The organism is Ruegeria sp. BHSA163 (assembly GCF_059613365.1).
The window spans coordinates 42,179-66,464 of the sequence record NZ_JBXWSJ010000028.1; the positions used below are offsets into that span (position 1 = coordinate 42,179).

Here is a 24,286-nt window from a genome sequence, read left to right on the forward strand (position 1 = left end):
GCTGAGCGTTATCCCCAATCCAGAAAACAAAGGAAATCCCATGCGACCTTCAGGAAGAGATTTAAGTGAAATGCGCGCCGTTTCAATTGAAACGGAATTTACCAAACATGCCGAAGGATCGTGCCTGATCAAGGTTGGCGACACCCATGTGCTGTGTACAGCAACAATTGAAGATCGTGTGCCGCCTTTTATCAAAGGTTCTGGTCTGGGTTGGGTCACTGCGGAATACGGCATGCTTCCGCGCGCAACAAACACTCGAATGAGGCGTGAGGCAGCCAGCGGCAAACAAGGCGGCCGTACGGTTGAAATTCAACGCCTAATTGGTCGCGCATTACGTGCTGGCGTGGACCGTGTAGCTCTTGGAGAACGCCAGATCACTGTAGACTGTGACGTCATTCAAGCTGACGGAGGAACTCGCTGCGCGTCAATTACTGGCGGCTGGGTCGCTCTGCGACTGGCGGTTAATAAGCTTCTTAAATCGGGGGACGTGATTTCGGACCCACTTGTCGACCCTGTGGCGGCTGTTTCCTGTGGTATATATGCCGGTCAACCTGTTTTGGATCTGGATTACCCGGAAGACAGCGAAGCCGGCGTCGACGGCAATTTTATTATGGCGGGCTCTGGGAAGCTGATCGAAGTTCAGATGAGTGCGGAGGGTTCGGTCTTTAGTCGTGATCAAATGAACAACTTGATGAATCTGGCTGAAAAGGGAGTCGGTGAATTGGTTGCTGCTCAAAAGGCCGCCACCGCATGACGCGCAAGTTCACAGGCGACAGACTGCTTGTTGCAACGCACAATACAGGCAAGCTTGAGGAGATGGCGCATCTCCTGAGGCCCTTTGGGGTGGCGGTTGTGGGTGCCGGTGACTTGGGCTTGCCCGAACCAGAAGAAACCGAAGATACCTTTGTCGGCAATGCCCGGATCAAAGCTCATGCTGCAGCCAAAGCCATAGGTCTACCCGCGCTTTCGGATGACTCTGGGATTACAATCGACGCCCTGAATGGGGCGCCAGGAGTGTACACGGCGGATTGGGCTGAAACTGATCAGGGCCGCGATTTCCTGGCAGCAATGACCCGAGCACATCATGAGTTAGAGAAAAAAAAGGCCCCCTTTCCCCGCACAGCGCAGTTTCGCTGCACTTTGGTTTTGGCTTGGCCCGATGGGCATGACGAAGTTTTCGAGGGTGTCGCCCCAGGCCATTTGGTTTGGCCCATCCGAGGCAAAGACGGCTTCGGATATGATCCGATGTTTGTCCCATCAGGCTACGACGTCACTTATGCTGAAATGGATCGTTGGGAAAAGAATAAGATCAGCCACCGTGGACGCGCTGTTCAGATGTTTGTGAATGGCTGCTTTGGCGGATGATTGGCTGAATGGAGGCTTTGGCCTCTATGTTCATTGGCCTTTTTGTGAGGCCAAATGCCCATATTGCGATTTCAATAGCCATGTGTCCAGAAATATTAATCAAAAACAATGGCTTGCGGCTTATCTGAGTGAATTGAAGCGTTCGGCACATCAAACTTCAGATCGGATTCTTAATACGATATTCTTTGGAGGCGGCACACCTTCACTAATGGACCCGGAGTCTGTTGCGGCGATCATTGATACGGCGCGCGCGCTCTGGCGGCCAGCTAATGACATGGAGATAACCCTTGAAGCAAATCCCAGTTCGGTCGAGGCCGGACGTTTTGGCGCCTACCGCGATGCTGGTGTCAATCGCATCTCGATGGGTATCCAAGCGCTGAATGATAACGATCTGCGTCGATTGGGCCGGAATCATACAGTGGCCGAGGCACGCGCAGCCTTTGACGTTGCCCGCGATTGCTTTAACAGGGTCAGCTTTGACCTGATTTATGCCAGGCAACACCAATCCGTGGGTGAATGGCGCGCAGAGCTGTCCGAGGCATTGTCTATGGCAGTTGATCATTTATCGCTTTATCAACTGACAATCGAAGACGGTACCGCCTTTGGCGATCGCTACGCTCTGGGTAAATTACGCGGCCTGCCAGAAGAAGACAGCTCTGCCGACATGTACACTGCGACGCAGGAGATTTGCGAGGCAAACGGGCTGCCAGCTTACGAGGTATCAAATCATGCTCGCCCCGGCGCTGAGTCACGACACAATCTGATCTATTGGCGTTACGGTGACTACGTCGGCGTAGGCCCTGGTGCTCATGGGCGACTTACATTGGGCGGGCATAAATTCGCCACTGAAACTTACTTGTCGCCAAATGCTTGGCTCAATGCCGTTTCCAAAGGAACAGGCGAAAAGAAACGTTTTGTTTTAGCAAAACAGGATCAAGCCATTGAATACCTCATGATGTGTATAAGACTGACAGATGGTCTAGATATAGAACGGTTTAATGCCCTTTCCGCGGTTCCGTTGAACGAAAGCAAAATTGAGGAACTCATCGGCTATGGTATGGTGAACGTCAGGGGCAACCAACTTTCTGCAACTGACAAAGGACGCGCTGTATTGAACGCAGTCATAAGATCACTGCTGGAGTAGTATATGCAGTTTCTTTGGGCAGGGCTGGGATTGATCTGCGTTGCAATTGCAATAATCGGGATTGTATTGCCGCTGTTACCAACAGTACCTTTTCTTTTGCTGGCGGCCTTCTTTTTTGCTCGCTCTTCGTCACGCCTTCACAATTGGCTCATAACTCATCGAACTTTTGGACCAATGATACTGGACTGGCAAACCTCCGGCTCCATCCGTCCGGGGGCGAAAAAGGCCGCCACTATCTCAGTTATCGCCGTATTTGGACTATCTGTTTTGTTTTCCGTACCGCCCCATTTCTTGATTATACAAGCGCTAACGCTGGGGGGCGTGATGATCTTTATCTGGACAAGACCTAACGGCTAAGCTTGGCGCACAGATCGTCCAATTGATCCAGATTTTCATAGTTCAGCACGACTTGCCCCGTTTCGCTCCCAGGCTTGTGGTTGATTGATACTTTCATCGCCAAAATTGCGGACAGGTCCTTTTCAAGCGCTCGTGTGTCTGCGTCCTTTTCAGGGCGGTTCCTTTTTGCTTTTGTCTGCTTTTCTTCATCAATATGGCTCTGTTTTTGAACCATTGCTTCGGTCTCACGAACAGATAGGCCCTTGCGGACAACCTCTTTTGCCAATTCCGATGCGTTATTTGCGGTGATAAGTGCGCGCGCATGACCTGCGGACAGCTTGCCTTCAACGACAAGTGTTTGAACATCAATCGGCAATGTCAGCAAGCGCATCAGATTGGCGATATGACTGCGACTTTTTCCCAAAGCCTGAGAAAGTTTTTCCTGAGTGTGGCCGAACTTGTCCATCAGCTGTTTGTAACCTGCCGCCTCTTCGACAGCATTCAAATCCGCACGCTGAATGTTCTCGATGATCGCAATCTCGAGAACTTCGGTATCATCCAGATCCCGAATAATTACAGGAATTTCATGAAGTTGCGCCATCTGAGCAGCACGCCATCGACGTTCGCCAGCAACAATTTCATACTCATCAAACGAAACACTTCGCACGATCAGTGGCTGAATAATTCCTTTTTCTTTGACTGAGGCAGCAAGGTCATCCAGTTGGTCCTGTGAAAATGTGCGGCGGGGTTGGTTCGGGTTGGCACGAAGCTTTTCTATCGGAACCTTTTGGTCCGGTCGCCGCGGCTCTGAAGAAGCACGGCCTTCACTTTCTGGCGTCACGTCCGCCATTAAAGCTGAAAGTCCCCGTCCCAATCCGCGAGATTTGCTTTTCTTAACGCTCATTTCACCCTCCTGATAACCACTTAGGCAGCTACCTTTTTGTTTTTGTGCATTATTTCCCGAGCTAGATGCCGATAAGCCATCGCCCCCAATGAACCCGAGTCATACTGCAACACTGGCAACGCATAAGACGGTGCCTCGCTGACCCGCACGTTTCTTGGTATCTTGGTTTTAAATACCATCTCTCCGAGGTTGTCACGTGCGTCCTTTTCGACCTGACGGGACAAGTTGTTGCGGTTATCAAACATTGTTAACACAACGCCTTCGATTCTCAGGGCTGGGTTGGCTGTTTGGCGAACTTCTCGGATCGTGAGCATTAATTGCGATAATCCCTCAAGTGCAAAGAACTCACTTTGCAATGGAACTAAAACAGAATGTGCAGCCACCATCGCGTTTACTGTCAATAAGTTCAGCGATGGGGGGCAATCTATTAATACAAAGTCCAATTCAAATGAATCTATAGATGTTTGCCTGAGGGCGTCGTGTAACAAGTAACTACGCTTTTCATTTGAAATTAATTCGATATCCGCCGAACTGAGGTCTACTGTAGCCGGCACGATAAGTAAGTTCTCGATTTCCGTCTCCTGAACAACAGCCTCAAGTGGAGCATCATCCAAAATCAGATCATAAGTTGTCCAATCTCGATCCTCGACCCCCAGGCCAGTAGACGCGTTTCCTTGCGGATCCAGGTCTACCACCAGTACTTTACATCCTGCTTCTGCTAAGCCCGCGGCAAGGTTAATTGCTGTCGTCGTCTTCCCCACGCCCCCCTTTTGGTTGGCAACTGCAATTATCCGGGGTCCGTTTGGACGAGAAAGATCAACCACGAGTCACTCCTTTTATCTTAAGGATAACGGCCTTGCGCTCGGTTAAGCTTGTAATTGGCTCAACTTGAAAGTTCCATTCTTCTCGCGCTTCCGCCAGCTCTTTTTCCCAACTTTCGCCCTTAAGGAACAGTGCTAAGCCAGTGTCGGTCAAATGTCTTTCACAAAAAGAAATCAGAGTTGTCAGATTGGCCAAAGCCCGTGCTGAAAGGACGTCGGCGTCAAGTGGATCAATTTCTTCAATTCGCTTCGAAATAACCGTGCAGTTTACCTTGCACTCCCTAGCCACGGTTCTCAAAAACGCCGATTTTCGCTGGTCGCTCTCTACTAGCGAAAACCTTGTTGCCGGCGCTTCTTCAATCGCCATTATGGCGCATACCATTCCCGGAAACCCCCCGCCGCTTCCAAGATCTACCCAATGATTAGCGGTTGGCACACACCTGAAAAGCTGTGCGGAATCCAGTATATGTCGGAACCATAGTTCGCTTAAACTCTTTCGCGAAACTAGATTTATTTTTGCGTTCCAGCGGGTTATCAAGTTGGCGTAAATAGAAAGTCGGTTAAATGTTTCACGTGAAACATTCAGGTCGCGCAGCTCCTTACCGAAGCTTTCCATCATGCCTTTAAAGCTTTCTGAGATCGCTTAAGTTTCGCAAGAACAAGGGTTAGAGCAGCGGGAGTCACCCCTTCGACCCTACTTGCCTGCGCTATATTTTCTGGACGCGCCTTGGACAGTTTTTGCTTCATCTCCGTCGACAACCCATCCAGTAGAAAGTAGTCGAAATCGTTAGGAATTCTATGCGACTCATCTCGCTTCATCGCGTCAACATCTCTCTGTTGACGAGCAATATAGTTGGCGTACAGGGCTTCTCGCTCGATCTGGCGGCGTATTTCCGGTTCTGTGCCAACAACACTTGGCAATAAGGCGGCGACATCATCAAACGTAACGCCCGGAAAAGCCAACAATTGCATTCCATCTCGACGGTTACCGTCTTGATTGACATTTATACCGGAAGACCGAATTTCTTTAGGGGTCAACGAAACCGAAGTAAGCTTCGACTTTGCGGCCTTCAATTTCTCTTTCTTGTTCTCAAACGCTGATTGCCGCTCTTTGCTTACGCAACCTAAATCTATGCCAATCGGCGTCAAACGTTGATCGGCATTGTCAGCCCTAAGTGAAAGCCGAAACTCCGCGCGCGACGTAAACATTCTGTATGGCTCTGCAACACCGCGCGTAGTTAAATCATCAATCATAACTCCAATATAGCTGTCCGTTCGAGTAAAATACTGCGGCTCACGGCCTTGGGATTCTAGTGCTGCATTTAAACCGGCTACAAGACCTTGTGCAGCAGCTTCTTCATAACCCGTGGTTCCATTGATTTGTCCGGCCAGGTACAGACCCGGTACATCATACACCAACAATGAGGCGGTTAAAGCGCGCGGATCTACATAATCATATTCAATGGCGTATCCTGGCTGCAGGATTTCCGCCATTTCTAAACCTTTGATCGACCGCACATAATCCCACTGCACTTCCTCAGGCAACGAGGTCGAGATTCCATTCGGGTATACCGTGTGGTCATTTACGCCTTCGGGCTCCAGAAAGATCTGGTGAGATTCCTTATCGGCAAACCTTACAATCTTGTCCTCAATTGAAGGACAGTATCTGGGTCCCACTCCTTCGATGTGACCACCATACATAGCCGACCTGGAAAGATTTTTTTCAATTATTTCATGAGTCCGTGCATTCGTATGAGTGATTCCACATGCGATCTGAGGTGCTGTTGTGGCGCTCGACAAGAATGAAAACAAGGTGGGCTCAGGGTCGCCTTCCTGTCTTTCTAAAACGTCCCAATTAATTGTACGCCCATCTAACCTGGGCGGTGTTCCCGTTTTTAACCGAGCTGTCGGTAATCCAAAATTATCCAGCCTATCTGCCAGCCTGACAGACGGCTTGTCGCCCATTCGGCCGCCGGGGCGCGAAACGTCTCCAATGTGAATAACGCCGCGCAGAAACGTGCCCGAGGTAAGAATAACCGACCCAGAATAAACTTCGGAACCATCCGACAAACGAACACCAGAAACACGGTCATTCCGTAAAACAAAGTCGGTGACTTCGCCTGTGATAACAGAAAGATTCGGTTGTCGCTGCGTTTCATATTGCATTGCTGCGCGGTAAAGGGCGCGATCCGCTTGCGCGCGAGGTCCCTGTACTGCGGGTCCCTTCCGTCTGTTTAATAACCGAAACTGTATACCAGCGCGGTCTGCTACTCTTCCCATAACACCGTCCATGGCATCGATCTCTCGCACCAGGTGCCCTTTACCAAGGCCGCCGATCGCAGGGTTGCAGGACATCACTCCGATATCTCGTTCAGACAAAGTAACTAATGCCGTGCGCACACCCATCCTTGCCGCTGCATGAGCTGCCTCTGTTCCGGCATGTCCAGCGCCGACAACTACAACATCAAACTTCGAATGTTTCACGTGAAACAATCCTTACTTTCCCAAACAAAAACTGGAAAATATTTCGTCCAGCAAGTTCTCAACGTCTATTCTGCCAACTATTGATTCGAGTGCTCGGATAGCTGAGCGTAACTCTTCTGCAGCTAAATCATACATATCCGGCCCCGATTCCAGAACAGTCCGCGCAGCAGTCAAAGCGTCTATTGCCTTTAACATCGCTATACGGTGTCGTTCTCGTGTTGCAACACCGCTGATAGTGGATCGATTAACCAGAACCCGCGATATGTTGGATACAAGTTCGTCAATACCCTGCCCAGTTTTTCCAGACACACCCGCAGACGAGCTCCGAAGATCGGCCTTTGGAAGAACTTGTATATCGCCGGCCTGCAACTCAACCCCCAACTCGTCCGTTGTCTCGGATAAAAAAACCCTTAAATCTGCAGCTTCAGCTCTCTTTCGCGCCAATTCTACCCCGATGCTTTCGACATAATCATCCGTCTCTCGTAACCCCGCCGTGTCAAGCAGTGTGACTGGAAGGCCCGCTAGGTCCATTCGAACTTCGATCACATCCCGGGTTGTTCCAGCGAATTCCGATGTAATCGCCGCTTCCCTGCCAGCCAACGCATTCAGGAGAGTAGATTTTCCCGCATTTGGCAAACCGACAATCGCAACTTCAAAACCATTTCGGATCCGTTCCGCAATACGTACGCCTCTTGCTTCCTGCTCCAAGTCTGAAACAACTCCCGAAACCAGAGTTTGGACCTCTGGGGATACGTCAGTCGGAACCTCCTCATCGGCAAAGTCAATCACCGCCTCGAGCAGTGCCGCCGCTCGGATTAAATCTCGACGCCATCGCTCTACCAAAGATCCTAACGAACCGGCTAGAACGGATTGAGCCTGCTTGCGTTGGGCTTCGGTTTCCGCATCTATTAGATCCGCCAAACCTTCTACCTGAGTCAGGTCGATCTTACCATTTTCCAATGCTCGCCGGGTGAACTCTCCCGGATCCGCAAGACGAAGTCCGCGTATTTCAGAAAGACACCGAAGTAACGCGTTTACAGTAGCAACGCTGCCGTGGATTTGCAGCTCGGCCACGTCTTCGCCTGTAAAGCTCTTAGGCGCTTGAAAGGTTAAAACCAGACCGTCATCCAGTCGCGCACCACTAAAATCACGCAGACAGCAATGTCGCATGCCACGAGGCGGAAGATCTTTGCCCGCAAGCTTCTTTGCGGCTGTGTGGGCCAGTGGGCCGGAAAGACGAATAACAGCCACCCCGGCCTTGCCTTGCGCACTGGCCAAGGCGAATATCGTATCCATTCGTAGGCCCCGCGAGAGTCAGCTCTCTGTATCAGGTATTCATAGAGTCAAAGAATTCAGAGTTCGTCTTAGTCTGCTTTAACTTTGACAGCAAAAACTCAATCGCGTCTGTTGTCCCCATTGGGTTCAGGATGCGACGCAAGACAAAAGTCTTAGCGAGATCGCCTTTATCAACCAGAAGGTCCTCTTTACGGGTACCAGATTTGAGGATGTCGATTGCCGGGAACACGCGCTTATCAGCAATCTTACGATCCAAAACAATTTCTGAGTTACCGGTACCCTTGAATTCTTCAAAGATCACTTCGTCCATCCGGCTACCGGTGTCGATCAGCGCTGTCGCGATGATGGTCAGCGAACCGCCCTCTTCTATATTCCGTGCGGCGCCGAAGAACCGCTTTGGCCGCTGAAGTGCATTTGCGTCGACACCACCCGTTAAAACTTTACCTGAAGATGGAACAACAGTGTTAAAAGCTCTACCAAGTCTTGTTATCGAGTCGAGAAGAATAACAACATCTCGTTTATGCTCGACTAAACGTTTTGCTTTTTCGATTACCATTTCTGACACAGCCACGTGACGTGTCGCCGGTTCGTCGAAGGTAGAAGAAACGACTTCGCCCTTCACCGACCGCTGCATGTCCGTCACTTCTTCGGGACGTTCATCGATCAATAGTACGATCAAATAGCATTCAGGATGGTTCTGTTCGATAGAGTGCGCAATGTTCTGCAAGATTACTGTCTTACCTGTCCGCGGCGGCGCCACGATCAACGAACGCTGTCCCTTACCGATCGGCGCGACCAAGTCAATAACACGGGCAGACTTGTCTTTGATGGTTGGATCCTCAATCTCCATTTTAAGACGCTCTTCTGGATACAAAGGCGTCAGGTTGTCGAAAAGGATCTTATGTTTAGCCTTATCAGGTTCTTCAAAATTGATTTTCGTAACCTTTATCAGCGCAAAATAACGTTCGTTCTCATCCGGCGCCTTTATTTCCCCTTCAACCGTGTCACCTGTACGCAACGAGTGCTGGCGGATCATGTCTGGTGAGACATAGATGTCGTCTGGTCCGGGAAGATAATTAGCTTCAGGCGACCGCAGAAACCCGAAGCCATCTTGGAGAACTTCAAGCACACCATCACCGCCGACAGTCCAACCTTCATCCGCGCGTTCGCGCAGAATCTGGAACATCATCTCGCCCTTGCGCATGGTCGAGGCGTTTTCGATCTCTAGCTCTTCAGCCATCGCCAAAAGGTCTTTTGGGCTTTTGGCCTTTAGATCGGACAGGTTCAGGGATTCAGTTGTCATGATTATACGGACCTTGGCCACAAAGCCTGCGGCACATCTGAAAATTTGCAGTTGGAAGATACGCAGCCCGGACGGGAGCGTTTTGCCTTAATTAAGGGTCAATGGCAGCAGAGTCAAACGCCCTTAGAACTTTAGAACAACAGATAGTACAATAATCACCATCAAGACTGTCGGAACTTCGTTCATCATTCGATACTGGCGTCCGGTAAGCCTATTGCTTCCTGCCAAAAAGTCCTTTCGCCTTGCCATTAACCAATGGTGAAACCAAGTCATGCCTAATACGGCAACGCCTTTAACCCATGGCCATGCCCAATCCCAACTGACAATGCCAGGCGTAAAGACCATCAATAATCCGCATATCCACGCTACTATCATTGCGGGACGCATGATCACACGAAGTAGCTTTTCTTCCATTTCAAAGAAAATTTCTTGCGCACCTGCCACCGTTTGCGCCTTTTCGACATGATAGACGAACAATCGCGGTAAATAGAATAGACCAGCCATCCATGAAATCACTGCCATGATGTGCAAGGACTTCACCCATGGATAAAGGGTAATAAGAAAGTCAGTCATCCCGGCCTCGAGCTTTGTTCTGATCTTCCCTAATAAAAAAAATAGAAAAGAAAAAGGATGATGGTTTTGTAGGGAGTATAGAATCCGTGGATTACTTGTTTTTCCAAGGTTTTTCCCCAAGCTGGATGAGTTTAAAGTTCAGAGCAGAAGTTCTGTTGATATAGAAAAATAAGTAAATAAAAACAACATGTTGAGATGTCGACACAAAATTAAGTCTGGGGATATCTCCTGAGGAATTCTTGGAAAACTACCTTATCCCGTTTAATGAACTTATCCTTGTCCTATCTGGACCGAACTTGAGCGACTCACAGATATTTTTTGCGTGAACACAGGACTTGCGTGTCAATCGGAAAACCATACAAAACATCCCAGAACTGTTAACGAATTACTCGGCTGGTTTTCCACATGTCTGTCCCCATTGTTTTGGCTTCTGGTTCTACTATTCGAGCACAGCTGCTGCGAAATGCTGGTATTGATTTTTCCGTAAATGTCGCGCGCATAGACGAGGATAGCGTGAAACAAGCGTTGTTGGCCGAAGATGCGTCTCCTCGGGATATCGCAGACGCTTTGGCCGAAATGAAGGCGCGGAAAGTCAGTGATAAGTCGCCGGGTGCTATGGTAATAGGGTGCGACCAGGTATTGGACTTTGACGGCAAGGTGATTTCGAAACCGGATTCGCCTGAAGATGCTCTGCAACAGCTCAAGTCTATGCGCGGTAGACGGCACGCTTTGCTTTCTGCGGCAGTCGTCTATCAGAATAGCGAACCGGTCTGGAGACATGTTGGCCAGGTGCGATTGCGGATGCGAGCGAGTTCGGACGCGTACTTACGCGACTATGTCACTCGAAATTGGGAGAGTATTCGTTATTCTGTTGGAGCGTATAAACTGGAAGAAGAAGGTGTACGCCTATTTGCGGACATAGACGGCGATTACTTTAACGTTCTGGGTATTCCGTTGTTAGAAATCATTAATTTTTTGGTTGTGAAAGGCGTAATTGACCAATGACGGACCATCGTATCCCACTGGCCGGGGTGATAGGACACCCCGTTGCACACTCCCGGTCACCGAAATTACATGGTCATTGGCTCAAGGCTCATGGGTTATCAGGTCATTACATCCCGATGGACGTGGCGCCTGCTGATCTCGAAACAGTTTTGCGGGCACTGCCCAAGGCAGGTTTTGTCGGCGCTAACATAACAGTTCCACACAAAGAGGCCGCACTGCGTCTGTCGGATCACGCAGCTGACCGCGCTTCTGTCATAGGGGCAGCGAATACACTGGTATTCCGTGAAGATGGTTCGATCCATGCGGACAACACTGACGGGTATGGTTTTATGGCGAACCTGAGATCGGGCGCTCCGGATTGGGTGCCTCAGGATGGTCCAGCAGTTGTGTTCGGCGCTGGAGGAGCGGCCAGAGCAGTATTGTGGGCTCTTGCAGATGCAGGTGTTCCAGAAATTATGCTGACCAATCGTACAAGCAACAGAGCCGACCATCTGAAAGAGGAATTTGGACAACGCATTACGGTAGTCGATTGGGTGCAGGCCGGAAATGTTGTCGAGAATGCCGAACTGGTCGTCAACACAACGTCTTTGGGAATGCAAGGACAGCCAGAGTTGCGCGTACCACTGGATGGATTGCAGCCGGGTACCGTTGTAACGGATCTTGTCTACACTCCTTTGAAAACGCGTCTCCTGCGCACAGCCGAAGAAGCTGGATGCACCACGGTCGACGGCTTAGGCATGTTGCTCCACCAGGCTGTGCCCGGTTTTGAGCGTTGGTTCGGATTACGTCCAGAAGTTGACGAAGACGCGCGTGCGGCGGCGTTAGCATGAGTTTCGCCCTTGGACTCACCGGTTCGATTGGTATGGGAAAAAGCACTACAGCAAAGATGTTTGCGGACGAAGGATGTGCTTTGTGGGATGCAGATGATGCAGTCCATCGGTTGTACTCACCAGGGGGTACCGCCGTGCAGTCGATATCAGAGATCTATCCTGAAGCTATAATAGACGGCTCGGTCAACAGAAATGTCTTAAAGCAGATTATTTCTAAGGAACCATCGGCATTGAAAGTAATAGAATCCATAGTTCATCCATTGGTTTCCAAAGACCGGGCGACTTTTCGTGCCTCGGAAACAGCGGATATCATTGTATTTGATATCCCGTTACTCTTTGAAACTGGCGGGGACGCCGACATGGACGCGGTCGCGTGCGTTTCGATATCGCCCGAGGAGCAAAAGCGCAGAGTCATGACACGGGGCACGATGACTGAGGCTCAATTCGATCAAATCAGATCCAAACAAATGCCAAATGAAGAGAAATGCCGGCGATCGGACTTTGTAATTGTCACGGATACACTGGACCACGCCCGTGCGCAGGTGCAGGATATAGTCAGACAAATCAGAGTGGGAATGCGAAATGCGTGAGATCGTACTCGATACGGAAACCACTGGCTTTGACCCTGAAAACGGTGACCGGATCGTAGAAATCGGTGCCGTGGAGCTATGGAATCATGTAGCAACCGGCGAAACGTATCACGTCTACATTAACCCAGAGCGATCAATGCCCGAAGACGCGTTTGGTGTACACGGAATCGGCCCAGACTTGCTGGACCCGCCTCAACCTACAAAGCCTGGGCAGATTACGCTGAAGGATAAACCGGTTTTCAAAAAAGTTGGTCTGGAATTTCGCGACTTTGTCGGTGACGCCAAACTAGTAATCCACAACGCATCCTTTGATATGAAGTTTCTGAATGCCGAATTGGGTTGGATGGGTGCGCCGATGATACCGATTGAACAGGCCGTTGACACATTGGCAATCGCGCGAAAACGGTTCCCCGGTTCTCCTGCCTCATTAGATGCACTATGCCGCCGGTTCAACATCGATAACTCGAACCGTGTTCTTCATGGAGCATTACTCGATTCGGAAATATTGGCTGAAGTTTATCTTGAGCTGATTGGTGGGCGGCAGCCGGATTTTGGTCTGGCTACAGCGGCGTCGACGGTATCTGAAGGAGGCGATGCATGGCGTCCTGCGCAGCGCGCGGTAGCATTGCCTGAACGGATCACAGAAGAAGAGCGCGTGGCACACAACTCTTTTGTAGAAAACCTTGGCGAAAATGCCCTTTGGACCCGCGTCTGAGGGTGCCCAGACGCGGGCAGATAACTTAAGCTTCTGTTTTCTGCGTCTGCGCAGCCTGGCGGCGCGCAATTTCATTCCGATAAAGTGCTACAAAGTCGATATTGTCCAAATTGACCGGTGGATAACCTCCGTCGCGGGTAATGTCGCTGACAATGCGGCGCAGGAAAGGGAACAGCATGCGCGGACATTCAATCAGCAGGAACGGATGTAGCTGATCTTCTGGCACGCCTTCAACATGAAACAGGCCGCAATAATCGATTTCGCAAACGAAAAGAATATCTTCCATGCCCTTGGCTTTGGATTTCAGGTTCAGCTTGATCGACACTTCATATTGGTGTTCAGTCGGGCGCTTTTTTGCATCCAGGTTAACCTGCACCGCTATTTCAGGCTGAACTTCGCCTGATACGCCCTTTTGCGCCATTACGTTTTCAAAGGACAAATCGCGGATGAACTGCCCCAAAACGCGCATTTGGACCTGCGGTGCGGCCTGTGCCGCGGTGTTTTCTTTGGCGTCTTCGTCGGCCATGGATCTACTCCAAAAATGATTTTCGTCACTGCTTAACAAGTTGCGCGAGCCACCTCAATGCTGGTGCGGCCCCTCTACCCACTTAGAAGGTTTCGCGGAGCCATTTCTGGGCCGGACCTCGGAGTACTCACCGTCAATCACATCGGCATTTTCAAATGGTTCTGGACGGCTATGGAATTGCGCACCCGCGCCCATCTGGAATTGCGTGACCGAGATTTTGGACTTCAAGTAGTGGAACAAAGCCAAACGTATAGCGGGAATTAACAATGCGAAACCAATAATATCAGTGAAGAAACCTGGTGTTACTAACAAAGCCCCCGAAAGCAAAATCATAGCGCCGTGCGCTAAGGGTTCAGTCGGGTCATCCATTTGGGAAAAGGACCGCTGTAATTCTCCCAGCGCCATGCGACCTTGTGTCCGTACCAAAACGGCACCTAAAACAGCCGTCGATACGACAATGGCAAGTGTCGGCCATAGCCCAATCAGACCACCGACCTGAATGAACAGGGCGATCTCAATTATGGGTACCAACAAAAAAGCCAGAAACAGGTACATATGCGCTGTCCTTTCTAGTAGTTCGGGCTGTGGACTTGCCACCAACTGTCACCTACATAGGAGCATGAGGCTGTGCTTACAAAGTCTCGGTTCTGAAAAGAGGACGAAATGAACAATCCCATGATCCAGCTATTGGTCTTGCTTGGTATCGCTGTTTTCCTGATCATGCGCCTGAAAAGCGTACTGGGAACACGTGAAGGATTTGAAAAGCCGCCGCTGCAGCAACAACCCGAAGCCAGCAAGTCGCGTCGCGATTTTGAAGTAATCGAAGGTGGCCCGGATCATGACATCACCGATCACGTGCCAGAAGATAGCGAACAAGCGCAAACCCTGGCAGCGATGAAGCGAATCGAACCCAGTTTTTCTATCACTGAATTTGTACAAGGTGCGCGCGGAGCATACGAAATGATCGTTATGGGTTTCGAAAAAGGCAACCTGGACGAAATCCAACCGTTCCTGTCTGAAGAAGTGTTCGACAGCTTCGTCTCGGTCGTGGCAGACAGGGAGGATAAGGGCTTGACGATTGAAGCCGAGTTCGTGGGTGTGCGCGAGACGACATTGGCGGACGCTCATTTTGACAAAGACACCAACCAGGCTGAGATCACGATGCGGTTTATTGGCGAATTGACTTCGGTCGTAAGGGATCGAGGCGGCGACATTGTCGAAGGAAGTCCCAATACGGTAAAACGCCAAAAGGACAGTTGGACCTTTGCCCGCGTCATGGGTACGGATGATCCAAACTGGCTGTTAGTTGCCACGGACGCATGATTGAAAAACTCCGGTCGCTTTTCTTGGTGGCCGCTATGACCGCCGCGAGCGCCCCCAGTGCAGAGGTGAAACGCACCATTCTGGCGTTCGAAGATTTGGATGGCTGGGATGCTGACGATCATTGGGCGGCCCTTTCTGTTTTTTTAAATACATGCAGCGATCTGGAGGGCCCGGACTGGAAAGCGTTATGCGCGGCGGCGCAGACGCATAGTCCGGAATCCGCGCGCTCGTTTTTTGAGTTGTTTTTTCGTCCCCTGTTGGTCGAGGATGGGGCCGCTGCCTTATTTACGGGCTATTTCGAACCTGAGCTCGATGGCGCAACGTCGCCATCAGCAAAATACCGCTATCCCCTATACCGAATGCCGACCGAGGCCAGGAAATCCGACCGTTGGCTGAGCCGACGAGAGTTATTGACCAGTGACGTTATGCAAGGTCGCGGATTGGAGATCGCGTGGGTCGATGACCCGGTTGAACTGTTTTTTCTGCAAATCCAAGGATCAGGGCGTATTCGGTTGCCTGACGGTAGTAAATTGCGAGTGGGCTACGGAGGCGCAAACGGACATCCGTATCGTTCGATCGGGGCCGAGTTGGTTCGGCGTGGAGCGCTGGGCGCTCACGAAGTCAGCGCCCAAATGATACGTGCTTGGGTCCGAAAGAACCCTGAAGCAGGCGCTGAATTGCTATTACACAACCCTTCGTACGTTTTCTTTCGTGAGGTTACACGTGTCGCCCCCGAGCTTGGACCATTGGGTGCTATGAACCGCTCAGTCACAAAGTTGCGCAGTATCGCGGCGGACCCGATCTATACACCTTTGGGGGCGCCGGTTTGGATCGAAAAGGATGGAGAGAAACCAATTCGCCAGTTGATGATTGCCCAAGATACAGGTTCGGCAATCAAGGGTGCTCAGCGCGCGGATATTTTCTTTGGTACCGGTGATGCGGCAGGTGAAGCTGCAGGGCGCCTTAAAGATTCCGGTCGAATGGTTCTGTTGCTGCCGATCCAGCGCGCGTATGCTCTTTTGCCGGATGAGTTCTGATGTCGCGCCGGAAACTGACCGCAGACGAAATTGAACTTTGGCGCAAAGTCGCGAAACAGGCCGAGCGTTTGCATCCTGAGCTACCGCAAACGGTACACCCGACTGTTCTTCCCAAACCCAAACCAACAAAGTCGCCGGTACCCAGACTAGAGACTTTCGAATTGGGACAAAAATCGCAACCGACGCCAGCCGGCAACAATCTGAAAACGTCAATTTCTGAAGAGCTACGCAGAGACGGCGTGCGTATGGACGTTAAGGCGTTTGGTCGGATGAAACGCGGCAAACTTAAACCCGAAGGTCGTCTGGATCTGCACGGCATGAGAATGGACACGGCGCACCCTGTATTGGTCAAGTTTATCCTATCGGCACAAGCCTCGGGAAAACGGCTCGTGTTGGTAATTACAGGAAAGGGTAAGGATCGAGACGAGCCCGGCCCCATCCCAACCCCGCGCGGTGTCCTCCGAAATCAAGTCCCCCACTGGCTGAGCCTGCCGCCACTGGCGCAAGCGGTCCTTCAGGTGACTCCGGCGCATATCAGCCACGGGGGTGATGGTGCGTATTATGTGTATCTGCGTCGTATTCGTTAATCGCGTAAACAGCTAGAAGCGCGTCATCGCCCAGAAAGGCCCAATCAGGGGAAATGACCTGCCCGACACGCCTTAAAAATAATGGTGTGTGTATTTCGCAATTAAGCTTATTTCAGCCGAAAATGAGCGGCTGAATTTAGTTTGCCTGTAATTTGCCAGAGTGATAACTGCTATATAAGGTCGCGGTTAAACACTCGAATTCTTTTCTGAAAAACCGCGCAAAACGGATTTCGGCTGAATTATGATGAATTTTGATGGCAAACGCATTGCTGTGATCGGACTTGGGTATGTTGGTCTGCCCTTGGCGGTAGAATTTGGCAGAACTCGTGACGTTGTGGGCCTTGATTTGAAAGCTGGTCGCATAGAAAAGCTGCGGTCAGGGATAGACAGTACAAAGGAGGTCACACCTGAGGATTTAGCTGCCGCCAAGCACCTAAGGTACACTACAGAAATTGAAGATATAACTGACTGCGATATTTACATTATTACTGTTCCAACCCCGGTAGACCAAGTAAACCGTCCAGATTTGATGCCGATCCGAAAAGCCTCCTCTGCTGTCGGTTCGGTTTTGTCAAAGGGTAATGTCGTAATTTATGAATCAACAGTGTACCCGGGCTGTACTGAAGAAATTTGCGTGCCGATCCTAGAGAGTTCGTCTGGTCTGCGCTTTAACGAAGATTTTTTCTGTGGGTACAGCCCAGAAAGAATAAACCCAGGTGACCAGGTCAACACCCTGACCAAAGTTGTCAAGGTTACTGCTGGTTCTACACCGGAGGCTGCTGCTGAGATCGACGCGCTGTACGGTTCAATAATTGAAAGAGGTACCTACCTTGCCAGCTCAATTAAAGTGGCCGAAGCCGCCAAGGTCATAGAAAACATTCAACGAGACATTAACATTGCCCTCGTCAACGAGCTTTCGATTATTTTCAATCACCTGAACATTGACACCGTTGATGTGCTGAACACAGCCGGGAGTAAATGGAACTTTCTGCCATTTCGACCTGGATTGGTTGGTGGACACTGCATCGGCGTTGATCCCTATTATCTCACGCACAAGGCTGAAGAGGTCGGATATCACCCACAGGTTATTCTATCGGGTAGACGGATCAACGACGAAATGGCCCATTACGCTGCGCGCAGTGTGATTAAAATGATGTCGAAAAATGGCATAAGTATTAATCAATCCCGGGTTTGCATTTTGGGTGTAACCTTCAAGGAAAATTGTCCCGATATACGCAATACCAAAGTCGTAGATCTGATCCGGGAATTTGAGGATTGGGGAATCGAGGTGATTGTTTCGGATGTGCACGCCGATGGAGATGAAGTTTTTGCCCATTTTGGAGTTAATCTAACTTCTTTGGATGAAGTCAAAGATGTTGATGCGGTTGTCGTCGCGGTCGCGCATGATGAATATTCTAATTTAGAACCCTCTTACTTACGAGCACTTTGCAAATCTAAATCCGCGATAATTGCAGACATCAAATCAGTTTTTGATCGAGAAGATTTAAAAGCATGCGGTTTCGAGGTTTTTCGTCTGTAGTGACCAAGTACCCGATCAATACAAAAAGACCCTTATCGATAACTTAGTAAAACTAGCCCAAAAAAGTGTTCCGAAATAGGTGTAAAATAGCGCTAGCTAACGGTTTACTGTTTGGCCATCGTGACGATGCCCGATGATAGCAACAAATTTGCCGACGAGGATGTGTTCAAGATACTTTCTCCCAGTCCTTGCTTTCACGAAGTCAGTGATCTCGCTCTATTCCCCTCTTATCGCTTGAAAAGACCCGACTGAGTCGCGATGGTGCTCAGGATGATTACAAAGAACTCCTACTCTCGCAAATCAGGCCCCTCGATTTCAAAAAGGCTAAGATCCGCAATTAATAGTCGCTGTGGGAGGGCCTTGGCAGATCTGGAAAGCCTAGTCCGTGGTCGCGACATTGCGCTAGTTGGCAACGCCTCCTCACTTTTCGAAGCGTTTAGGCCGATTGACGAGCATCAGGTGGTTGTTAGAATTAACAGAGGAGTTTTCCTGCCTCCCCACCGTAATGAAGCAGGGCGGCGGACAGATTTGCTCCTAGTTTCAACGGACTTAGGTAAAGTAAATTACCGAGAGAAGTCGGACCGCATTGTTTGGATGAGCCCATCAGATCGGGAAAAGATCAGCCCCTCTCAAGCGCGTGGATACTACTTCTATAGGGAACGGTGGTGGAAAGCATTAAAGGCTGAAGTTGGAGCAAGACCATCAACGGGATGTATGGGCGTAGACTTGCTCGCTCGGTTGGGCGCGGGGCGCTTGACGCTGTATGGTTTTGATTTTTGGGAAAGCGAAACGTTCTACAATGGTGAAAACCGTCCCGGACCCCATAGCCCAGAAACTGAAAAAAAATTCGTACTAAAAGTGGTGGAAAAGATCGCTACACAGTCAGCCAACTTAACGCAACTATGATAATTGTGGAAAACGAGAGAGCTAAATTTTTTCAGACTGCCGGTTCAGGTCAGTGCGATAGGGGTGGTTCGTCGCTATCCGAATTGCAATAACATTATTGCCTTTGGCTGCCGGCGACCCGCCAAAGCTAAGCACATTTGTCGAGTTTTGCGATTTCTTCCCAACCGCCGATTTCCTCAAAAACTGACGTGACCCTTGTAAAAACCGTCTTTTTGGCCTTCGAATTTCTAGCCCGGCGTTCTTCAAGGAATTTTCTCAATTTTAGATCACAAGCTTCTACGCTAAATTGATCCAAAAATAGCTTTCTTCCAGCGGCCCCGCATTCTTTTGAATCTTCGGGTGAAGATAGATAATCGCTTATCGACTGCTCGATCTTGTTCCTGAAGATCGCGCGCGCTGCACCAGCGTCAATTACATCCTGCACAGCCGGAGTCGGCGAAACAAAGATCGTTAACCCCATAGCCATTGCGTCAACCAACTTTGCCGGAAGTTGATATTTAGCTAGCAGCGAGGAATCGTCCTGCAATAAGACGACTGCGTCGGCCATTCCAACAATGTCGGGGATTCTTTCAAAGGGTTGGACTGGAAGAAGTCTTAGGTTTTTGCCGCCGACCGCTTTGAGTTCCTTCGTAAGATTTCTATCTGGAATTGAACCTGCAACAACAAAAATAGCATCTTTTCTACCGGTCTTTGCCATAGCCCGTGCAGTCTCAACGACTCCTTTATGTTTTCTTACTGTTCCGAAAAATAAAAAGACTTTCGCCTCAAGGGGAATACCAAACTCTCGACGCACCGAGTTTTTTCTAACTATGTCAGGCTGAAATTGGTTAGCGGACCTAGCATGGGGAAGTATCAATCCACCGTACTTCTCTTTAAGGGCTGGGTTGGATACGGTGACACCATCAAAAATGTCCCATAACGCGACCCCAACACGGACCCCATCGCTGGTAACAAGTTGGCTCCAGCGTAACTCACGATCTTGATTTTGCTCAAAAAATGAATCTAAAGGTATGGTTTCTTGGCGCTCTTTTAAGATACCTAAGTCTTCGTCATCGACATCCATAAAAATCTGAGAACCCCAGATCAGTTTGTACAGAACACCTATTAGTATGTTAACAAACCGCGGTTTCGACAGGTGAACGATATCAAACGGATTCTCCATCACGAATTTCAATGCGTGCGTGACTAGGACCTGAGGGTCCGTTATCGGAATCCCTCGAAACCGGTGTTTCGATGATACAAGCGGCGCCCAAAGCGTGCCCCCAGAATTTTTAGGCAGAAAACCGATCATTGTAGTGTCGTATGAGCACGCGTAAATATCAGCTAATGCCTGAACGCGGCCAGCGGCGTTGATGCACATATTCACACCGCACACAGCAATTTTTGGGGCGCTGGTTCGGCGCGACCTGAGATATCTGGCGCGCGCTAAATCCAATGACAGTTTATCTAACCAAGTCAGCGAATTGGACGCGCTTAAAGTCTCAATGACTTTTTGTACACTGGCCTCAACAGCCTGTCTCTTGTTGTTCATTCCCCTAGTCTCAAAGGCTCTCCGGTCGGGTACAAGTGTTTGCATTCATCAAGGTTGTGGGACCTTTACAACTGCAGCGCAGGCTGTGTCTGCCTAGCTCGGCCAAAGATCAATCACAATCAAATTTGCGACTTCTTCTGGGTTATTTTCGAGGATGGTGTTGTATTGGCCGTTTCAAAAACGCCCATGATATCACGGGTGACGAAGATTGGAATGTTTAGCCCGTTGAGAATACGGCTAAAGATTTCGGCTTCCTTTTTGGGAGTGTGTGCTTTCAACCCAGATGGCGTTATATCACTCCAATAGTGGAAATCTGTGCCCGGTTGAAACATTGTGAATCCGGTCACGAAAAGCGCGGAAGGTTTCAACAATTTGCTCATTAAAACCAACCCATAAGTCCCGGTTGTTAGTGCAACCTTGCTTCTGTCGCCACAGTCAATCCTAATATCTGGCGAATAGGTGAACATTGTGGGAAAGCGCCCGACCCAACGTGAAAACTCGGCCATATCCCCCCTTCTGGTGAGCGAGGAAATTGCCACAACGGTTTCCGGTGAAACAGCATCACCCACTTTTCTGTCGGGTCGGGTTTCGGCATATGGATTACACACCAAAATGCTAGTTCGGGATCCTACATCCCTTTCGTAACCATTTACCCTGCAGTCGTTGAATCGAACAACTATATCGTGTGAGTCAATCCATTTTCCGAGCCCGGTATTCGCCAATGTCGGCGCATTTCCAACAATCGCAACCGTCTTTCCTTCGTCGTATCTGTCTATGAATTCGAATGGTGTCAAAACGTCCATTTACGCACCTTTTCGGGCAACTTCCGCATCATTCTCTCCAATGCGATAAATCCGTTTTTTGAAGCATCTGCATACAAAAGACGGTCTTTATGGACCGTTCGAATTGATTCCTCTAAGTCTTTGATTTTTTCCGTGGTAGATATCGGGTAGCCAGCCATTTCAATGGTAGCTTCTATCTTCCAAGTGTTTGAGGGCAATGGGACAAAGGGAAGTCCGCATAACATAGCAAAGATGTTTATGTGATGCCGCCCAGATACCAGCATAGCAGCGCCAGAAAGCTCGGAGACAAGGCGTTCAAGTGTAATTTGTCCAGAATCTATGATATTAAAATCCTCTTCCGTTGAAAGTTCGGAAATTATTTCAGCCTCTCTTCCGTCGCCAATGGAAAGATAGGTCGGCTCAAGGTCACAAGCCCTTACAGCCTGAATTGTCTGGCGCACGGCATTCGGATCAACTAAAACACCCGCAGCAACAATACATTTTCGACCATCGATGGCTTTCATTTCTCTTTCTGCGGGCGTCATAGCGGTCATAGCTAAGACCGCTAAGTCTGGGGCCAATACCGCATTAGAAGTCTTAGCCTCTACGGCTTCGAATGTGCGCCTTTCTCGAACATGACACATGCTCAACCGGCCAAGGATTTCGCTTATAAGCTGGTCGTCCATCGCCTGTATTGAGGAGTTCATAAGAGCGACGGGAGTGCCCACTTCGTGAGAAATATCAATTAAAGCAGCAAGGGCCAATGCACGTGGCAAATTGTGGTGCATGCTACCTTCAGAGTTGACGACCAATGCGTCTACCTCCGATAGTTTTCGAAGCACCCATGTATCATCTTGAGCTAACTGATTTCGAATCTTTCTCCATTTTTCGATATCCACCTTTATTGGCTCGGTTGTTCCCGTACGAAAACGGCCTTCTTTGCGCACTATCCTTTCATTGGGTTTGGGGGAAAGCTCTTTGAAGCTGTCCGACCACAGGCCAAGAGGTAAGGAGCCTGAACACCGAATATCGGATAACGCAAAAAGTCGATCAAACCCACGTCGCACAGCGCGGCATCCGGGATTTGACGTATGCCCCGTCTCGTTGGCCAGAAGAACGGAGGTTTGTTTAACCATTTTTTCGCTTCTCCTTTTGCAAATAACCGGGTTTCCGACGTCCTAGCACTATGCTAGCTACCAGCGAAACAACAATTTTTGCCCCGGTAGGGTTAATGACCACGATTGCTCATTTCGGAACTTTCGACGTTGAAAACTACGGCGACCTTCTCTTTACCAACATCGTGAACTCACGACTATCCGAGTCGGAATGTATACCTGTCAGCCCAATTGGCGGTCCTCCTGTTTGGAAGGACTCGGCTCAGTCGGTAGGTTTGTGTGACTTGATTGGGCGGCACACAGAAGGTGTTGTTATCGGGGGCGGAAATATTATCCACCCAAATAAAACGCCGCTGACTTCGTATGTTAGGGGCGGTGTGGATTTGTACGGGTATGCCGATCTTTGGATTGGAGCCGCGCTGGCTGCTCCAGAGGGTACTCCTGTGATGTGGAATGCGCCAGGGGTCCCAAAGCCAATACCTACAGAATTCATTGGTTTAGTGCGGAAGGCTTTGCTTAGATCAACGTATTTAAGTGTTCGAGATGAAGAAAGCCGCCGTTTACTATTAGACATACAGCCAGACTTAGAAATAAGCGTTGTTCCTGACAGCGCCTGGAATCTGCCATCTTTGTGGTCGAAAGAGAGCTTGGACTCAGAGTTCGAGACATTAACCAAAGGCGACGCGGGTCCTTTTTTTACTATTCACGTAAATGATCGGTACGCAAAAGATATCGAATATCCAAAACTCGCTTCTATTCTCGACAAAATGGCGAAAAAACTGAACATGCGACCGATTTTGATAGGCATCGGCCCATGCCACAACGATGATCGCTTGGCGGGCCTTATCGCCTCGATGATGACAAGCTCTCCGATACTCGTTGATCGTCCACTGAGTACGCGTCAAGTTTGCGCCGCGATCTCTAGATCAAATCTTTACGTTGGATCTTCGATGCACGGCTATATTACTGCGGCGGCCTTCGGAGTACCCGCATTTATTGTCGCAAAAAACCTTTTGAAATTTAAAGGAGTTGTCTCCCTGACCGACGCACCAGAAACACTGGTTCGTTCATGGAAGAATCTTGAAAATACAGTATATAAATCCGATTTTCCAAAGCTGTCACAGACTTTCATGAAGAAGCAGGTTGCTGCATCCGAAATACTTGATGCGCATTGGACGAAAATTTTCAGTGTCCTAAAAAACTCGCGGGGTAGTGGTCCCTGGTCCGCCGAAGCCGTTTTACGTTACCGATCTCAATTTCTTGAAGCAGCTTGCCGCGCCGAAGCCCGGTCCGTTCGAGAGCTGAAGGAAATTGCCAACAGGCGACGCCTGAAGCTGCAGCGCAGCAAAAAGACGATTGAGTCGTCGCCTGAAATGGGCAAATCGCGCCAAAGTTCGGGTGACAATCCGGATCCAAAGAAGACGAACAGGCCGTCACCTGGAATAGACCAGCCACAAAGAAGCTCTTGCGGAAAACCGGCTCTAAAGAAACTGTTCAGCAGGGCTTCAAAACTGCTGGGTTCGCAACGTTGACGCACGTCACAATTGCAGACAACACAAAGAAGTGACGCGAC

At 49.7% G+C, this 24,286-nt stretch carries 26 protein-coding genes; 14 read left to right on the forward strand and 12 right to left on the reverse strand.

The features are described 5' to 3' along the window. Positions 1-40: 40 nt before the first annotated feature. The 4 genes from rph to AC2FNV_RS14065 are packed head-to-tail and all read left to right on the forward strand — an operon-like array spanning position 41 to position 2,866. Positions 41-754 (forward strand): ribonuclease PH, encoded by a 714-nt coding sequence (gene rph / locus AC2FNV_RS14050; RefSeq protein WP_170606480.1) that lies wholly within the window; start codon positions 41-43, stop codon positions 752-754. Further along, entirely contained in the window at positions 751-1,365 is a 615-nt protein-coding gene (rdgB, locus tag AC2FNV_RS14055; protein ID WP_170606481.1) for an RdgB/HAM1 family non-canonical purine NTP pyrophosphatase, read from the forward strand. Before rph ends, rdgB begins: the two co-directional genes overlap by 4 nt. After that, entirely contained in the window at positions 1,346-2,509 is a 1,164-nt protein-coding gene (gene hemW, locus AC2FNV_RS14060) for a radical SAM family heme chaperone HemW (RefSeq protein ID WP_170606483.1), read from the forward strand. The genes rdgB and hemW overlap by 20 nt, the downstream gene beginning before the upstream one ends. Positions 2,510-2,512: 3 nt before the next feature. Then, the gene (locus AC2FNV_RS14065; protein WP_170606485.1) at positions 2,513-2,866 is read left to right on the forward strand and encodes a YbaN family protein; all 354 of its coding nucleotides are present in this window, start codon (positions 2,513-2,515) and stop codon (positions 2,864-2,866) included. Here the strand turns inward: AC2FNV_RS14065 and AC2FNV_RS14070 are convergent. The 7 genes from AC2FNV_RS14070 to AC2FNV_RS14100 all read right to left on the reverse strand — a co-directional run bounded on the left by AC2FNV_RS14070 (position 2,856) and on the right by AC2FNV_RS14100 (position 10,226). Continuing rightward, positions 2,856-3,749 (reverse strand): ParB/RepB/Spo0J family partition protein, encoded by an 894-nt coding sequence (locus AC2FNV_RS14070; RefSeq protein ID WP_170606487.1) that lies wholly within the window; start codon positions 3,747-3,749, stop codon positions 2,856-2,858. The genes AC2FNV_RS14065 and AC2FNV_RS14070 overlap by 11 nt on opposite strands. Positions 3,750-3,769: 20 nt before the next feature. Further along, positions 3,770-4,573: a ParA family protein gene (locus AC2FNV_RS14075; RefSeq protein WP_170481019.1), complete on the reverse strand. Its 804-nt coding sequence runs from the start codon at positions 4,571-4,573 to the stop codon at positions 3,770-3,772. Beyond that, positions 4,566-5,186, reverse strand: a complete 621-nt coding sequence (rsmG, locus tag AC2FNV_RS14080; RefSeq protein WP_437436820.1) for a 16S rRNA (guanine(527)-N(7))-methyltransferase RsmG — start codon at positions 5,184-5,186, stop codon at positions 4,566-4,568. The genes AC2FNV_RS14075 and rsmG overlap by 8 nt, the downstream gene beginning before the upstream one ends. Then, positions 5,186-7,054 (reverse strand): tRNA uridine-5-carboxymethylaminomethyl(34) synthesis enzyme MnmG, encoded by a 1,869-nt coding sequence (mnmG, locus tag AC2FNV_RS14085; RefSeq protein ID WP_170606491.1) that lies wholly within the window; start codon positions 7,052-7,054, stop codon positions 5,186-5,188. Before mnmG ends, rsmG begins: the two co-directional genes overlap by 1 nt. Before the next feature lie 12 nt (positions 7,055-7,066). Beyond that, positions 7,067-8,350 (reverse strand): tRNA uridine-5-carboxymethylaminomethyl(34) synthesis GTPase MnmE, encoded by a 1,284-nt coding sequence (mnmE, locus tag AC2FNV_RS14090; protein ID WP_170606493.1) that lies wholly within the window; start codon positions 8,348-8,350, stop codon positions 7,067-7,069. Between the two features lie 31 nt (positions 8,351-8,381). After that, entirely contained in the window at positions 8,382-9,653 is a 1,272-nt protein-coding gene (rho, locus tag AC2FNV_RS14095) for a transcription termination factor Rho (RefSeq protein WP_170481031.1), read from the reverse strand. Positions 9,654-9,776: 123 nt separating this feature from the next. Next, the gene (locus AC2FNV_RS14100) at positions 9,777-10,226 is read right to left on the reverse strand and encodes a CopD family protein (protein WP_170606495.1); all 450 of its coding nucleotides are present in this window, start codon (positions 10,224-10,226) and stop codon (positions 9,777-9,779) included. Positions 10,227-10,631: 405 nt separating this feature from the next. On the opposite strand from AC2FNV_RS14100, the gene AC2FNV_RS14105 reads away from it, so the two are divergent. The 4 genes from AC2FNV_RS14105 to dnaQ are packed head-to-tail and all read left to right on the forward strand — an operon-like array spanning position 10,632 to position 13,366. After that, entirely contained in the window at positions 10,632-11,231 is a 600-nt protein-coding gene (locus tag AC2FNV_RS14105) for a Maf family protein (RefSeq protein ID WP_170606496.1), read from the forward strand. Further along, positions 11,228-12,061, forward strand: coding sequence for a shikimate dehydrogenase (locus AC2FNV_RS14110; RefSeq protein WP_170606498.1), 834 nt, complete (start codon positions 11,228-11,230; stop codon positions 12,059-12,061). The genes AC2FNV_RS14105 and AC2FNV_RS14110 overlap by 4 nt, the downstream gene beginning before the upstream one ends. Then, positions 12,058-12,651 (forward strand): dephospho-CoA kinase, encoded by a 594-nt coding sequence (coaE, locus tag AC2FNV_RS14115; protein WP_170606500.1) that lies wholly within the window; start codon positions 12,058-12,060, stop codon positions 12,649-12,651. Before AC2FNV_RS14110 ends, coaE begins: the two co-directional genes overlap by 4 nt. Next, positions 12,644-13,366 carry a DNA polymerase III subunit epsilon gene (dnaQ, locus tag AC2FNV_RS14120; RefSeq protein WP_170606501.1) on the forward strand — a complete coding sequence of 241 codons (723 nt, stop codon included), beginning with the start codon at positions 12,644-12,646 and terminating at the stop codon, positions 13,364-13,366. Before coaE ends, dnaQ begins: the two co-directional genes overlap by 8 nt. A gap of 25 nt (positions 13,367-13,391) precedes the next feature. Here dnaQ and secB read toward each other — a convergent pair whose 3' ends face one another. After that, a complete protein-coding gene (gene secB / locus AC2FNV_RS14125; RefSeq protein WP_170481047.1) occupies positions 13,392-13,892 on the reverse strand; it encodes a protein-export chaperone SecB in 501 nt (166 codons plus the stop codon). A 54-nt stretch (positions 13,893-13,946) separates the two neighbouring features. After that, the gene (locus tag AC2FNV_RS14130; protein WP_170606503.1) at positions 13,947-14,447 is read right to left on the reverse strand and encodes an FxsA family protein; all 501 of its coding nucleotides are present in this window, start codon (positions 14,445-14,447) and stop codon (positions 13,947-13,949) included. Between the two features lie 108 nt (positions 14,448-14,555). Here AC2FNV_RS14130 and AC2FNV_RS14135 point away from each other — a divergent pair, with 108 nt between their 5' ends. From AC2FNV_RS14135 to AC2FNV_RS14155, 5 genes are all read left to right on the forward strand, one after another. Continuing rightward, positions 14,556-15,215, forward strand: a complete 660-nt coding sequence (locus AC2FNV_RS14135; RefSeq protein WP_170606505.1) for a Tim44/TimA family putative adaptor protein — start codon at positions 14,556-14,558, stop codon at positions 15,213-15,215. Further along, complete coding sequence (mltA, locus tag AC2FNV_RS14140; protein WP_170606507.1) at positions 15,212-16,252, forward strand: murein transglycosylase A; 1,041 nt, start codon at positions 15,212-15,214, stop codon at positions 16,250-16,252. The genes AC2FNV_RS14135 and mltA overlap by 4 nt, the downstream gene beginning before the upstream one ends. Beyond that, positions 16,252-16,839, forward strand: coding sequence for a Smr/MutS family protein (locus AC2FNV_RS14145; protein ID WP_170606509.1), 588 nt, complete (start codon positions 16,252-16,254; stop codon positions 16,837-16,839). The genes mltA and AC2FNV_RS14145 overlap by 1 nt, the downstream gene beginning before the upstream one ends. A 244-nt stretch (positions 16,840-17,083) precedes the next feature. Next, complete coding sequence (locus AC2FNV_RS14150; RefSeq protein ID WP_170606638.1) at positions 17,084-18,379, forward strand: nucleotide sugar dehydrogenase; 1,296 nt, start codon at positions 17,084-17,086, stop codon at positions 18,377-18,379. 360 nt (positions 18,380-18,739) lie between these two features. Next, positions 18,740-19,285 (forward strand): glycosyltransferase family 29 protein, encoded by a 546-nt coding sequence (locus tag AC2FNV_RS14155; RefSeq protein ID WP_170606511.1) that lies wholly within the window; start codon positions 18,740-18,742, stop codon positions 19,283-19,285. Between the two features lie 127 nt (positions 19,286-19,412). Here the strand turns inward: AC2FNV_RS14155 and AC2FNV_RS14160 are convergent, their stop codons facing one another. From AC2FNV_RS14160 to AC2FNV_RS14170, 3 genes are all read right to left on the reverse strand, one after another. Further along, positions 19,413-20,447 carry a glycosyltransferase family 4 protein gene (locus tag AC2FNV_RS14160; protein ID WP_170606513.1) on the reverse strand — a complete coding sequence of 345 codons (1,035 nt, stop codon included), beginning with the start codon at positions 20,445-20,447 and terminating at the stop codon, positions 19,413-19,415. A gap of 488 nt (positions 20,448-20,935) precedes the next feature. Beyond that, positions 20,936-21,619, reverse strand: coding sequence for a glycosyltransferase family 29 protein (locus AC2FNV_RS14165; protein ID WP_170606515.1), 684 nt, complete (start codon positions 21,617-21,619; stop codon positions 20,936-20,938). After that, complete coding sequence (locus tag AC2FNV_RS14170; RefSeq protein ID WP_254442568.1) at positions 21,607-22,734, reverse strand: polysaccharide pyruvyl transferase family protein; 1,128 nt, start codon at positions 22,732-22,734, stop codon at positions 21,607-21,609. The genes AC2FNV_RS14165 and AC2FNV_RS14170 overlap by 13 nt, the downstream gene beginning before the upstream one ends. Before the next feature lie 95 nt (positions 22,735-22,829). Here AC2FNV_RS14170 and AC2FNV_RS14175 point away from each other — a divergent pair, with 95 nt between their 5' ends. Continuing rightward, positions 22,830-24,245: a polysaccharide pyruvyl transferase family protein gene (locus AC2FNV_RS14175; protein ID WP_170610792.1), complete on the forward strand. Its 1,416-nt coding sequence runs from the start codon at positions 22,830-22,832 to the stop codon at positions 24,243-24,245. Positions 24,246-24,286: the final 41 nt, after the last annotated feature.